The organism is Silanimonas sp., assembly GCF_027531545.1.
GTDB lineage: Bacteria > Pseudomonadota > Gammaproteobacteria > Xanthomonadales > Xanthomonadaceae > Silanimonas.
Genome location: NZ_JAPZSC010000018.1, coordinates 269,319 through 283,310 on the forward strand (window position 1 = coordinate 269,319; position 13,992 = coordinate 283,310).

At 68.7% G+C, this 13,992-nt stretch carries 10 protein-coding genes; all 10 read left to right on the forward strand.

Annotated features, from left to right (window positions below):
• Positions 1-10: 10 nt before the first annotated feature.
• On the forward strand, positions 11-2,647 hold the full coding sequence (locus O9280_RS12485; protein WP_298343154.1) for a methyl-accepting chemotaxis protein: 2,637 nt from the start codon (positions 11-13) through the stop codon (positions 2,645-2,647).
• Between the two features lie 28 nt (positions 2,648-2,675).
• Positions 2,676-3,149 carry a chemotaxis protein CheW gene (locus tag O9280_RS12490; protein ID WP_298343157.1) on the forward strand — a complete coding sequence of 158 codons (474 nt, stop codon included), beginning with the start codon at positions 2,676-2,678 and terminating at the stop codon, positions 3,147-3,149.
• Between the two features lie 22 nt (positions 3,150-3,171).
• Positions 3,172-6,039, forward strand: coding sequence for a methyl-accepting chemotaxis protein (locus O9280_RS12495; protein WP_298343161.1), 2,868 nt, complete (start codon positions 3,172-3,174; stop codon positions 6,037-6,039).
• 3 nt (positions 6,040-6,042) lie between these two features.
• Positions 6,043-6,906, forward strand: a complete 864-nt coding sequence (locus O9280_RS12500; RefSeq protein ID WP_298343164.1) for a CheR family methyltransferase — start codon at positions 6,043-6,045, stop codon at positions 6,904-6,906.
• 2 nt (positions 6,907-6,908) lie between these two features.
• Positions 6,909-7,529 carry a chemoreceptor glutamine deamidase CheD gene (gene cheD, locus O9280_RS12505; RefSeq protein WP_298343357.1) on the forward strand — a complete coding sequence of 207 codons (621 nt, stop codon included), beginning with the start codon at positions 6,909-6,911 and terminating at the stop codon, positions 7,527-7,529.
• Positions 7,529-8,575 (forward strand): chemotaxis response regulator protein-glutamate methylesterase, encoded by a 1,047-nt coding sequence (locus O9280_RS12510; protein ID WP_298343167.1) that lies wholly within the window; start codon positions 7,529-7,531, stop codon positions 8,573-8,575. Before cheD ends, O9280_RS12510 begins: the two co-directional genes overlap by 1 nt.
• Before the next feature lie 162 nt (positions 8,576-8,737).
• Positions 8,738-9,859 carry a methyl-accepting chemotaxis protein gene (locus O9280_RS12515; protein WP_298343360.1) on the forward strand — a complete coding sequence of 374 codons (1,122 nt, stop codon included), beginning with the start codon at positions 8,738-8,740 and terminating at the stop codon, positions 9,857-9,859.
• Between the two features lie 76 nt (positions 9,860-9,935).
• Positions 9,936-10,751, forward strand: a complete 816-nt coding sequence (locus tag O9280_RS12520; RefSeq protein ID WP_298343170.1) for a transporter substrate-binding domain-containing protein — start codon at positions 9,936-9,938, stop codon at positions 10,749-10,751.
• 210 nt (positions 10,752-10,961) lie between these two features.
• Positions 10,962-11,744: a transporter gene (locus O9280_RS12525; RefSeq protein WP_298343173.1), complete on the forward strand. Its 783-nt coding sequence runs from the start codon at positions 10,962-10,964 to the stop codon at positions 11,742-11,744.
• A gap of 7 nt (positions 11,745-11,751) precedes the next feature.
• Positions 11,752-13,962 carry a methyl-accepting chemotaxis protein gene (locus O9280_RS12530; RefSeq protein ID WP_298343177.1) on the forward strand — a complete coding sequence of 737 codons (2,211 nt, stop codon included), beginning with the start codon at positions 11,752-11,754 and terminating at the stop codon, positions 13,960-13,962.
• The last annotated feature ends 30 nt before the right edge of the window (positions 13,963-13,992 follow it).

The window sequence follows — 13,992 nt, forward strand, 5'->3', positions numbered from 1 at the left end:
GGAGTAGCAGATGCGATCCATTGCGGTACGCACCACTCTCGGCATCGGCGGCCTCGCCATCGTCGCCTTCGGTGTCGCGGCGTGGTTGATCAATGGCAAGGCCAGCCAGGTCCAGACCGAAAGCGCGGAAAGCGAGCTGCATTCGCTGGCGGAGTCCCAGGCCTACCGCGTGCGCCTTGCGATGGAGAACACCCTCGCGCAAGTGCGCGGCCTGGCGGATGCCACCGAAGCCGAAATGGCCCGCGAGCGCCCCAGCCGCGAGCTGATCAACGACATGGCCGGCCGCTACACCCGCCGCGACACGACGGCACTCGGGTACTGGGCGGAGTTCGAGCGCGACGCCTTCGATGGGCGTGATGCCGACTATATCGGCAACGAAGCACTGGCGATCCCGACGATCGGCCGCTTCACCGTCTACTGGGTCCGCAACGACGATGGCTCGGTGACGGCAGAACCCGGCGGCGACACCGAGGACATCGGTGCGGAGGACTACTACGCCTCGGCGCGTGACCTCGGTGGCGAGACGATGTTCGAGCCCTATCCCTACGAGGTCAGCGGCGTCGAAGTGCTGATGACCAGCCTGATGGTGCCGATCTTCAAGGATGGCGAGTTCCGCGGCGTGGCCGGTGCCGACGTGACGCTGGCCGGCCTGCAGGCCGAGCTCGCCAAGGTCCGCCCCTACGGTACGGGTGTGCTTCGCCTCTACTCGCCGTCCGGCATGCTGATGGCTGGCCCGGAGGCCGACCAACTGGGCAAGCCCGCGGTCCATCCGCGCATGGACGACATCCTCGCGGCGGCGGCCAAGGGCGAGACGCTGCTGATCAGTGCCGAGGATGCCGCGGTGGGCGGCGATTCCCTGCAGCTGTACATGCCCTTCCGCGTCGGCACCAAGGACCCGAAGCACTTCGTGCTCGGCGTTTCCGCGCCGGAGGCGGCGGTGTTCGAAGGCGTGAAGAGCATCCGCAACCGCGTGCTGCTGATCGGCCTGCTGAGCGCGCTCGCGCTGGCCTTCCTCGCCCGGCTGATCCTCGTCCGCCTCGTCCGTGATCCGCTGGAGCAGACCGTCATCGATGTCTCGGCCTTGGCCCAAGGCAAGCTCGACCACCCGATCGCCGGCACGGGCGAGGACGAAGTGGGCCAGGTGGCCTCGGCACTGCGGAAGATGCAGCGCGATCTCGGCGCGCGCATCGCCGAGGAGCGTCGCGTCGCCGCCGTGAACCAGCGCGTCCGCAGCGCCCTCGATGGCGCGGCGGCCGGCGTGATGATCGCCGACGCCTCCGGCACGATCGTCTACGCGAACGATGCCGCCCAGTCCTCCCTGCGCGACATGGCTCCGGCCATCGAAGCCAGCGTGACCGGCTTCAGCCCCGCCGTGCCCGTCGGGCAATCGCTCTTCGCGGTCCACCCGGAGGCCCGCCAGGCCACCGATGCCAACGGCGGCGTGAGCGTCGCGGCACTGCGGTTCGGCGAGTTCCACGTGCAGCTGGCGCTGGCGCCGCTGCGTGATGACGAAGGGCGCTTCGCCGGCCTCGTCGCCGACTGGACCGACCGCACCGAGGAGGTGCGCACCGAGCTCGAAGTCAACGCGCTGGTGGGTGCCGCTTCGGAGGGCCGCCTCGATGGCCGCATCCGGCTCACCGGCAAGCACGGCTTCTTCCTGCAGCTGGGCACGGCCCTGAATCGCCTGCTCGATGCGACCGCTACCGGCGTCAGTGAAGTGCAGGCCGTGTTGGCGGCGCTGGCCGAGGGCGATCTGACCGTGCGCTCCAACGCGGCGTTGCACGGCGTGTTCGCGCAGATGCGCGACGACGCCAACGCCACCGCCGATGCGCTCGAGGATGTGCTCTCCCAGATCAAGGTCGCTGTCGAGCAGATCCACACCGCGTCGAGCGAGATCGCGGCGGGCAACCAGGACCTCTCCGTCCGCACCGAACAGCAGGCGGCGAACCTCGAGGAAACCGCGGCCTCGGTCGAGGAGCTCACCGCCAGCGTGCGCGAGAACGCCGATTCGGCCCGCAGCGGTCGCGAAGTGGCGGCCCAGGCGGCTGGCATCTCGGGGCGCGGCGCGAAGGAGATCGAGCAGGTCGTGCAGTCGATGCAGGGCATCGCCGATGGCGCGCGCCAGATCGAGAGCATCATCACCACCATCGACGGCATCGCCTTCCAGACCAATATCCTGGCGCTGAACGCCGCGGTGGAAGCCGCGCGCGCCGGCGAGCAGGGCCGCGGCTTCGCCGTGGTGGCGTCTGAAGTCCGCGCGTTGGCGCAGCGTTCCGCCGCCTCGGCCCGCGAGATCAAGATGCTGATCCAGCAGTCGAACCAGCGCGTCGGCGAGGGTTCGACGGTGGTCAACTCCGCCGGCCGCACGATGCAGGACACCGAGGCGGCGATCCGCCGGGTCAACGGCCTGATGCAACTCATCGCCGAAGCCTCGGTCGAGCAGGCCACCGGCATCGGCCAGGTCAGCCAGACCATCACGCAAATGGAATCCGCGACGCAGCAAAACGCCGCACTGGTGGAGGAAGCCACCGCCGCCGCCAAGTCGATGGCCGACCAGGCCGCCGCCCTGGCCGAGCTCACCACCCGCTTCACGCTGCGCGAGGAATCGGCCGCAGCGCACGGATCGTCGTTCCGCGACGACGCATGATCTCCACGTCTTCCCGAGGGTTCCGCCCATGAGCACGACCAGCAACGACGTCTCGCACGAGTTCCTCGCCTTCAAGCTCGGGCCGGAGGAGTACGGCGTCGACATCCTCTCGGTGCAGGAGATCCGGGGCTACGACACCGTCACCCGCGTCCCCGAGGCGCCCGAGTACATCAAGGGCGTGATCAACCTGCGCGGCGTCATCGTGCCGGTGGTCGACCTGCGGCTGAAGTTCAAGCTCGGCAGCGCGACCTACGACGAATTCACCGTGATGATCGTGCTCAACCTCAAGGGCAAGGTGATCGCCGCGGTCGTCGACGGCGTCTCCGACGTCGTCCGCGTCGAACCGGTCGACATCCGCCCCACGCCGGAGTTCGGCGGGATCATCGACACGCGCTACATCTCCGGCATCGCAACCGTCGGCGAGCGCATGTTGATCCTGCTCGACATCGAGGCCCTGATCCTGAGTGCCGACATCACCGGCGCCACGCCGGTGGCCGCCTGATCCAGCACCCGAGGGGAACCGCATGGCGCAGCAGGGGCTGAAGCACGTGGCGCAGCGGGCTCTCGGCCTCCTGCGGCGCATCGGATCGGGCATCGGCGGCGTGTTCCGCCATCCCGCCCTCGCGAAGTTGACCGGGCCGGTCAGCGCGGCCTGGGGGCGCTTCCGAGCGCTGCCCCCGGTGCGCATGGTGGGCGTGGCGGCGAGCCGCAGCGTCGCGATGTTCCGCACCAGCGATGGCCGCGAGTGGAGCGTGGGTGGGCGGCTGAGCATCGTCGCCGCCATCGTCGTCGTGCTGATCCTCGGACTGATCGCGCAGATCGTCTCGCGCAGCAGCGCCTCGGCGCTGAACGATAAAGCGGAGCAGGGCTTGGCCGCCTCCACCGACGCGGTGATGGCCACCCTCGAGGTCTACCGCCAAGGCCTCGACGAGGACGCACTGCGCATGTACGGCGCCTTCCTCGGCACGCTGCCGCAGACGATCATCGTCCGCAGCCCCGACGAACGCATCCCGGCCGGTGAAGGCGACGCCCCGGCCCTTCGCATGGACGATCGCCTGATCAACGGCGACACCGTGCTGGTCGACGACTTCACGACGAATACCGAGGCCGCCGCCGTGGTCTTCGTGCTCGATGGCGAAGACTTCAAGCAGATCACCTCCTCGCTGCTGGACGACATGGGCAGCCGCCCGCTCGGCACGAGCATGGCGCGGGAGCATCCGGCCTACGCGAAGCTGATGGCCGGTGAACCGCTCACCTCGGCGGAGCGCCTTTACGGCATCGACTACATCACGCATTACGAGCCGATCTTCTCCGCCAGCGGCACGACGGACGACGATGGTGGCGTCGTCGGTGCGGTCATGGTGGGCATCGGCTACGAGGCCGCGCTGACCGCGCTCAACGAAAAGCTGGCCGAGCTCGACCTCGGTGACGGCGGCCGCCTCGTGGTCGTGCAGACCCGCGATGGCGACTCGCGCTTCGTCGTCCATCCGATGCTCTACGACACCGCGTTGAGTGGCGAGGAAGCCGATCCGGCCGCCGCCAGCATCGCGGCGGCGCTGGAGAACCCGGACGGCAGCCATGTCGCCGACCTGCCGGTGTGGGCCGAACCGACCCAGCCCGCGGTCGACGAGGCGCATCTCGTGGCCTTGCGTACCTTCGAGCCCTTCGGCTGGCGCCTGATGGCGCAGGTGCCGGAGAAGGCCGTACAAGCGCAGGCCCGCGCCCTCGGCCGGCGCATCCTGCTGTTCTCGCTGATCGGCGCCGTCGTGATCGGCGCGGCGGTCGTGTGGTTGTCCCGCCTGCTGGTGGCGCAGCCGTTGAACCGCGCGGTCGGTTTCGCCAACGCCGTCGCCGCCGGCGACCTCGACGCGCAGCCCGACGCGGAAGCGCGCGCCGAGATCGGTGCGCTGAACCGCGCGCTCAGCGACATGATCAACAAGCTGCGCGAGCGCCAAGAAGTGGAGCGTCGCGCCGCGGCCGAGGTGAAGCGCCTCGCCGACGAGACCTCGGCGATCGCGAACGCCCTCGACGCCGCGTCCAGCGCGGTGATGATGACCGACCGCGACCATGTGATCAGCTACGCCAACCGCGCGATGCGCACGCTGTTCACCGATGCCGAGGCCGCCATCGCCAGCGTGGCGAAGGGTTTCAGCGCCGAGGCGATGGTCGGCTTCCATTTCGGCACCCTGTACCCGATGGCCACGCCGCCGGTGCAGGCCTTCGAGGTCGAGCGTTCCTACGGCGGCCGCACCTTCCTGCTCGAGCTGAGCCCGTGGTTCGACGACGACGGCAGCTACCGCGGCAGCGTCGTGACCTGGACCGAGCGCACCGCCGAGCTGGCCACCCAGCGCGAGGTGCAGTCGATCGTCTCCGCGGCCGCAGCCGGCGATCTTTCCGGCGCGCTGTCGCTGGAAGGCAAGCAGGGCTTCCTGCGCGACCTCGCGGCTTCGATCAACGAGCTGCTGGGCGCGACTCGCGCCGGCGTGGCCGAAGTGCAGGTCGTGCTGGCCGCGCTGGCGGAAGGCGACCTCGCGCAACGCTCCACCGCCGAGCTGCGTGGCGTGTTCGCGCAGATGCGCGATGACGCCAACAGCAGCGCCGAGCGTCTTTCCGAGGTCATCGCCGCCATTCGCGACGCGGCCGAGTCGATCACCACGGCTTCGAGCGAGATCGCCGCCGGCAACCAGGACCTCTCCAGCCGCACCGAGCAGCAGGCCGCCAGCCTCGAGGAAACCGCCTCGTCGATGGAGGAGCTCACCGCGACGGTCAAGCAGAACGCCGAGTCGGCGAAGCAGGCGACGACGCTCTCCGGCGGTGCCGCCCAGGTGGCCGTCGACGGCGGCAAGCTGGTCGATGACGTGGTGAAGACCATGGCGCAGATTCAGGCCAGCTCGAAGAAGATCGGCGACATCATCGGCACCATCAACAGCATCGCCTTCCAGACCAACATCCTCGCCATCAACGCGGCGGTGGAAGCCGCGCGGGCCGGCGAAGCGGGCCGCGGCTTCGCGGTGGTCGCCTCCGAAGTGCGCAGCCTCGCGCAGCGCACCGCGGACGCCAGCAAGCAGATCCGCGGCATCATCGAGGAATCGAACGCCCGCATCGGCACCGGCGCCAAGCTGGCCGGCCAGGCCGGGCAGACCATGCACGAAGTGGTCGGCTCGGTGCGGCGCGTCACCGACCTGATCGGCGAGATCTCGGCGGCGTCGATCGAGCAGAGCCAGGGCATCGAACAGGTCAACCAGACCATCACGCACATCGACGAGGCCACGCAGCAGAACGCCGCGCTCGTCGAGGAGGCCACGGCCGCCGCGCATTCCATGGAGGACCAGGCGGCCACGCTGGTGCAACTGGTCGCGCGCTTCCGGCTCGCGGGCGATGGCGAGGCCTGACCCATGGCTGCCATCGGGACGGGGCCCAGGGACTTCGAGTACACCGACCGCGACTTCAAGGTCGTCTGTGACCTGATCCGCAAGCGGGTGGGCATCGCGCTCACCGACAGCAAGCGCGACATGGTCTACAGCCGGCTGACGCGCCGGTTGCGCACGCTCGGCCTGTCGAGCTTCGAGGAGTACCTCGCCCACCTGCAGCGGCAACCGCAGGACGACGAGGAGTGGCAGCAGTTCACCAACGCGCTGACCACCAACCTCACCAGCTTCTTCCGCGAAGGCCACCACTTCGAGATTCTCGCCGAGCAGCTCGGCAAGCTGAAGGCGAAAGGCGGCCACGTCGATCTCTGGTGCTGCGCCGCCTCCACCGGCGAGGAGCCGTACTCGATCCTGATCACCGCTTGCGAGGTCTGGGGCACGCTGAAGCCGCCGGTGCGGCTCTGGGCCACCGACGTCGACACCCAGGTGCTCGAGACCGGCTCGCGCGGCGTCTACCCCTTCGAGCGAATCGCTGGCCTGTCCGAGGAGCGCAAGAAGAAGTTCTTCCTGCGCGGCACCGGCGGCAACGACGGCCTCGTGCGGGTGAAGCCCGCCCTGCGCGAACTCGTCGAGTTCCAGACGCTCAACCTCTTGGACGCGAGCTATCCGCGCAGCCCGGCGTTCGCCGCGGTGTTCTGCCGCAACGTGATGATCTACTTCGACAAGCCGATGCAGCGCGAGATCCTGTCGAAGATCGTCCTGAAGATGGGTGCCGAGAGCCTGCTCTACACCGGGCACTCCGAGAACTACATGCACGCTAGCGACATCGTCGCCGCCTGCGGCCGCTCGCTCTATCGCCGTGCGTCGGCCGCCGGCGGGGCCGACAGGTGAAGATCCGCGCCGCCCGCGCGCTTGATCCAGAGGCCTCGGCACGCTCGCGTGCCTCGCCCCTGGTCTACAAGGACGCGCAGCTCGGTGCCGATGTCATCAAGATCCTTCCCGCCGAGTTCTTCGTCACCGACCAGCCGGTCGGATTGATGACGGTGCTCGGCAGCTGCGTGGCCGCCTGCATCCGCGACCCGTTCACGCATCTCGGTGGTATCAACCACTTCATGCTGCCCGACGGCGACACCAGCGACGGCGCGCCCGCCCGCTACGGCCTGCACGCGATGGAACTGCTGATCAACGAGCTCATCAAGGCCGGCGCCCGCCGCGAGCGCTTCGAATGCAAGGTGTTCGGCGGCGGCAACGTGCTGAAGAGTTTCACGTCGACTCCGGTCGGCACGCGCAACGCCCAGTTCGTCTCCGAGTTCCTTCGCGACGAGAAGATCAATGTCGTCGCCAAGGACCTCGGCGGCATCCACCCCCGCAAGATCTGTTATTTCCCGACGACCGGAAAGGCCATGGTGAAGTTGTTGCCGCACGCGCACGACGACGCCGTGGCCGCCGAGGAAGTCGCCTACAAGGAGCGGTTGCGGCAGTCGCCGATCGCTGGCTCCGTGGAGCTGTTCTGATGCCCATCAAGGTCCTGATCATCGACGACTCCGCCCTCGTGCGGCAGCTGCTCACCGAGATCCTGTCGAAGGATCCCGAGATCGAAGTCATCGGCGCGGCGCCGGACCCGATCATCGCGCGCGACAAGATCAAGCAACTGAAGCCCGACGTGCTGACGCTCGACGTCGAAATGCCGCGCATGGACGGCCTGCAATTCCTCGCCAACCTGATGCGCTTGCACCCGCTGCCGGTGGTGATGGTCTCGAGCCTCACCGAGGCCGGTGCCGACGTCACGCTGAAGGCGCTGGAGCTCGGCGCCATCGATTTCGTCACCAAGCCCAAGCTCGACGTGGCGAAGGGGCTGACGGCCTACGGGCCGATCCTCTGCGAGAAGGTGAAGATGGCGGCGAAGGCCAAGATCATCAGCCTTCCCGCGCGGCCGGTGGACAAGCCCGTGTCGCACGCTCCGGCGACGGCCATGGCCTTCCGCACCACCGACAAGCTGATCGCCATCGGCGCCTCCGCGGGCGGTACCGAGGCGTTGCGCGTCGTGCTTGAAATGATGCCGGCCGACGCGCCGGCCACGGTCATCACCCAGCACATCCCGGCCGAGTTCAGCCGGCCCTTCGCCGAGCGCTTGAACAAGCATTCGGCGATGGTCGTGATGCAGGCCGAGGACGGTGCGCCGATCCTCGCCGGCCACGCGTACGTCGCGCCCGGCGGCAAGCACCTCGAAGTGGTGCGCGACGGCGCACGCTGGCGCTGCCGCGTGATCGACACCGAACCGGTGAACCGCCACAAGCCCTCGGTGGGCGTGATGTTCAGCTCGGTGCTGAAGGCGGCCGGGACCAACTGCGTGGCCGCCCTCCTCACCGGCATGGGCGACGACGGCAGCCGCGAATTGTTGACGCTGCGCCAGGCCGGCATCCGCACCCTGGTGCAGGACGAGGCCACCAGCGTGGTCTGGGGCATGCCGGGCACGGCCTTCCGGCTGGGTGCCGCCGACGAAGTGTTGCCGCTGGACAAGGTCGCTGGACGCCTGCTGGAGCTGGCGCGGAACGCCTGAGGCACGGGACTTGCAGGGGGTGGAAGGCCCCCTCCTGGCTTCAGGAGGACTCTAAAGAACACCCCGCAAGCGCCGATACCAGCGGGGAGATTGAAGGAATCCGCCATGATCCAGCGCCTGCTGAAATTCACTGCCGCGCCGCTCGTCCTGTCCCTGATCCTCATGGTGGCGAAAGCCATGGGGGTCGCGCCGGCGATCGAATGGGCCCTGCTTCTGGTCACCACCCTCGCGTGGGGCGTTGGCGTCGGCGTGCTCGCCGCCACCGGTGGCCGCAGCAAGAACGCGACGCGAATGATCGCCGAGGAGCGCGCCCTGCTCGGCGACCTGCGCAGCTTCGTCTCCAACGAGATCGAAGGCACGCGCGGCGAAGTGAACCGCACACGTGAACTGATCCGCGAAGCGGTGGCCAAGCTCGGCATCAGCTTCGACGCGATGATGCGCCGCTCGAAGGAGCAGGCGGGCGCCGTGTCCCGCATCGTCGACCGCAGCGATGGCGGCGGCGTCGACGTGCAGCGCTTCGCCCATCAGGCGGCGTCGCAGATGAGCGGCCTCGTCGAGGCGCTGGAAGAGGTGAGCGGCCAGAGTTCCGCCACGGTCAACCAGATCGACCTCATGGCCCAGCATCTCGACGGCATCTTCGCCCTGCTTGAGGACGTGAAGTCGATCGCCGACCAGACCAACCTGCTCGCGCTCAATGCCGCGATTGAAGCGGCGCGTGCCGGCGAGGCGGGCCGCGGCTTCGCCGTGGTGGCCGACGAGGTGCGCAACCTCTCCGAGCGCAGCACGGCCTTCAACGAACAGATCCGCAAGCTGGCCTACAACTCGAAGGAAGCCATCCACAAGGTGCGCGAGACGGTCAGCACCATGGCCAGCCGCGACCTCGACCGCTCGCGCGGTGCGAAGGATGAGTCGGCCAACATGCTGCGCCAGGTCGACCAGATCCAGCGCACGCTGAGCGACGGCATGCGCGAGATCCAGAGCGCGAACTCGGCGATGGAACAGCACGTCGGCGACGCCGTGCGCTCGCTGCAGTTCGAAGACATCGCCACCCAGGCGATGGGCTCGGCCCTGACCCACATGGAGCGCCTCGCCGCGATCAACCGCGAAGCGATGGGCATGCAGGAACTGCTGAACAAGGCGGGCGAGGGCAACGAGCAGGAGCTGCTGGCCGCCCTTCGCCGCCTGTCGTCGCGCATCAAGGAGTTCCGCGGCGAGTGGGAGCGCCAGCCCCACAAGCCGGTAACGCAGAACAACATGTCGGAAGGCGAGATCGAGCTGTTCTGACGCGCTGTTTGGCGCACCGTTGTCGAGATGGGGGTGGTCGCCAGTGGGTCGTCGAGCGGGTTTCGCCAAAGGACTGTTGGTTGCTGCGGCCGCGATCGCCATCCTCGCGGCACCGCTGCCTGCAGTCGCCTGCACCAAGACGGTCCGCTGGGCGAACCACCCGCCCTACGGCGTGCGTTTCGACGATGGACGCCTTGGCGGCTACTACGCGGACCTGATCACGGAGGCCCTCCGGCGGATGGACTGCGAGGTGCGCTTCGTCGAGATTTCCTGGGCACGGGGTCTGCTGGCCTTGCAGAAGGGCGAGTTGGACATCGTTACCGGCGCACTGAAGATCGCCGATCGGGGTTCCTACGCTCGCTTCTCCCAGCCCATCAACTTCTCCCCCAATGCCCTGTTCCTGACGGATCGCTCGGCGGCATCCACGCGCGTCACTGCCCTGTCGGACATCGAGGGGACCTCCCTGGTGATTGGCGTCGTCGCGGGTGTCGCGTACCGCGGTGAGTACGCGCTCTTGCAAAGGGACCCGGACTTTCGCGCCCGGCTGCGTGTGTTGACTGATCGCCGCACCGGCTGGCGCTTGCTGGCTGCTGGGCAAATCGACGGGCTTCTTGTCGATGAAGTGACCGGACTGATCGAAGGTCCGGACCTTGTGCCGAGGAGCATGACGTTGCGCAGTATCCGATTGCAGGGGGCGAAGCCCTCGCACTTCGCGTTCAGTCGAGTGCGCGTCGATGAGGCCTTTGTGGCCGCTCTCGATGACGTCATCACCGGAATGATCGCCGACGGGACGATGGAAGCGATTCGTGGGCGCTACGTTCCCTGCCCGTTCGATGCCCGAACCCGGGGTTGCATGGAGGCCCCGATGACGGGGCCGCCGCACCCGCGCTAGGGCCGTGTGGGACGTGGCGTGCGGGCCTCGGGGCGCCGCCCTGTGCACGCAGCGATGCTTTTGTGTGATGCTCTTCACGCTTGCCCCCCCCTGATCCGGATTTCAGGGTCCGCCCGTCATCGCAACGCGCTGTGCGCGACCTGCCCGACGGACCTGGTTTTTCCCTCCCGCGCCGCGGGAGCCGGCGGCACCAGCACAGGGAGCGGGCCAATGACGCACAAATCGATTGCACTGATCTTGTCCATGGGCATGGCGGCCAGTCCGGCCTGGGCCGACGACCCGATCGCTACGGATCGTCCGGATTTCGTCGAGTCGAGCCAGACCGTCGGTCTCGGCCGATGGCAGATCGAAACCAGCGTTGCCTGGGAACAGGACGAGGACGGTGCCTTCGAGGCCAGCGCGTCCTCCACGCCCACGTTGCTGCGCTACGGCTTCGCCGAGCATTGGGAGCTGCGCTTCGAGACCGATGGCCTCATCGACGCCGAGCTGCGCGGCCCGGGTTTGCGGGTGGACGAGGACGGCGTGGCCGACCTCGCCGTGGGCCTGAAGTACCACGTGCCCGGCAGCGGCGAGAACGGGGGCCCCTCGATGGCCTGGCTGATGCACGTCGACCTCGACACCGGCTCCAGCGCCTTCCGTGGCGACGGTGCCCGGCCGTCCCTGCGCTTGGTGGCGGAGTGGGAACTGCCGAACGACATGAGCCTCGGCGTGATGCCCGGCGTGATCTACGACAACGGCGATGAAGGCCGCTATGCCGCCGGAATCTTCGGCATCGTGGTCGGCAAGGGCTGGACCGATCGCTTCCGCACCTTCGCAGAACTGGCGATGCCGCAGATCGCGAGCAGCAGCGACGGCGGAACGCAGGCCGCGCTTGACCTCGGCGGCGCCTACCTCATCAACAACAGCACGCAATGGGACTTCGCCGGTTCGGTGGGTCTCAACAACCGCACGCCCGACCTTGGCCTGACCACCGGCCTGTCCATCCGCTGGTGAGGCCGCCATGTCCCTTCGATTGAACTTCCGCGGGCGGCTCCTGCTGCTCGGCGTCAGCGGCATCCTCGGTGCACTGGTCGTTGGCCTGGTGAGCCTCCGCGTGCAATCGCACCTCGGCGACCTCGTCGATGGGCAGGCCGTCAACACGCAGGCCCTGCGCAACCAGCTCGAGGCGGACATGATGCATGACGCCATCAAGGCCGACGTCTACGAGGCCCTGCACGCGCGGGCGCTTGGCGACGAGGGCAAGCTCGCTGGCGCGCGCGCCGGGCTCGACGAGCACGTGGCTTGGTTCCGGCGCGTGGTCGACGAGAACGCCACTCTGCCACTCGATGCCGACACCGCGAGTGCGGTGGCGGCGGTGCGCCCGGCCTTGGACCACTACGTGGCGGCCGCACAGGGCCTGATGGTGGAGGTCGAGGGCGGCAATGCCGCCCCTGACCTGGCCGATTTCGATACCGCCTACGACGAGTTGGCCACCAGCATGGAGGCCACCAGCGGTGCCATCGAGGGGGCGGCCACCGCAGCCTCGGATGCGGCAACCGCCGCGCGGAAGAGCGCCCTCTGGCAGATCGGCGGCCTGCTCGCGGCCGGGCTCCTCGTGCTGTCCACGCTCGTGTGGTGGACGACGCGCGTGCTGCTGCGCACGGTCGGTGGCGATCCCGCCATCGCTGCGGCGGCCTCGGGTGAGATCGCCGCGGGCCGCCTGGACGCGCCGATCCCCGTGGCCCCGGGCGATTCGACCAGCCTGATGGCCCGGCTCGCCCACATGCGCGACCAGTTGCGCACGCAGATCGAGCACGAACGCGCCGAGGCGGCCGAGAACCTCCGCCTGCGGCACGCCCTCGACAGCGCTTCGAGCGCCACCATGATCGCCGACGAGAGCCGCCGGATCGTGTTCGTCAACCGCGCCGTCATCCGCGTCCTGAAGGACGCGGAGTCGGCCCTGCGCACCGTGTTCCCGAACTTTTCGGCGGATCGCCTGGTCGGCGAAACCATCGACCAGTTCCACGTGCGCCCGGAGCACCAAGCGAAACTGCTGGGCGAACTGCGGGGCGTGCATCGCGCGCAGATCCGCGTCGGTGGCCACGACTTCCGGCTGGTCGCCACGCCGATCTTCGACGGCGATGGCCGACGCATGGGCACGACCGTCGACTGGGACGATTGCACGGCCGAGCTGGCGATGCAGCGCGAGGTCGCGGGGATCGTCACCGCGGCCTCCGGGGGCGATTTCTCCCGGCGCATCGCGCTCGAGGACAAGGAGGGCTTCTTCCGCGAATTGGCCGGCAACCTCAACACCCTGCTCGAGCGCACGCTCGAAGGCATCGCCGAGGTCAAGGGCGTGCTGCATGCGCTTGGCGAAGGCGACCTCACGCACCGCTCCGATGCCGCGCTTTCCGGCGTCTTCGCCGAGATGCGCGACGACGCCAATCGCACGGTCGAGACGCTGCAGGGCCTGATGGTCGACATCCGCCAGTCGGCCGACCAGATCAACACCGCCGCGGGCGAGATCGCGCAGGGCAACGCCGATCTGTCGGCGCGCACCGAGCAGCAGGCGGCGAACCTCGAAGAGACGGCGGCGTCGATGGAGGAGCTCACCTCCACGGTGAAGCAGAACGCCGAAGCGGCGCAGACGGCCAACAGGCTCTCGGCCGACGCGGCCAAGGTGGCCGGGGAAGCGGGTGGCGTGGTGTCGGACGTGGTGCGCACCATGGACCGCATCGACGGCACCTCGCGCCGCGTGGGCGAGATCGTCACCACCATCGACGGCATCGCCTTCCAGACCAACATCCTCGCGCTCAACGCGGCGGTCGAAGCCGCGCGTGCCGGCGAGCAGGGCCGCGGCTTCGCCGTGGTGGCCAGCGAAGTGCGTGCGCTGGCACAGCGCGCCACGGCGGCCGCGAAGGAGATCCATGGCCTCATCGGCGAGTCGGTGGCCGAAGCCACCGAGGGCGCGAAGCTCGCGCACCGCGCCGGCGAGACGATGGAGATCGTCGTGCGCTCGGTGCGCCAGGTCACCGACATCATGGCCGAGATCAGCGCGGCCACGATCGAGCAGGCGCGTGGCATCGACCAGGTGAACCAGACCATCGTCGCGATGGACGGTGCTACGCAGCAGAACGCCGCCCTCGTCGAGGAGGCCAGTGCCGCCGCGGCGTCGATGGAGCAGCAGGCGGTGGAATTGCGTGACGCGGTCGGGCGATTCACCCTCACCTGAGTGCGAGAATCGGGGCGCGCGCCGGAACGG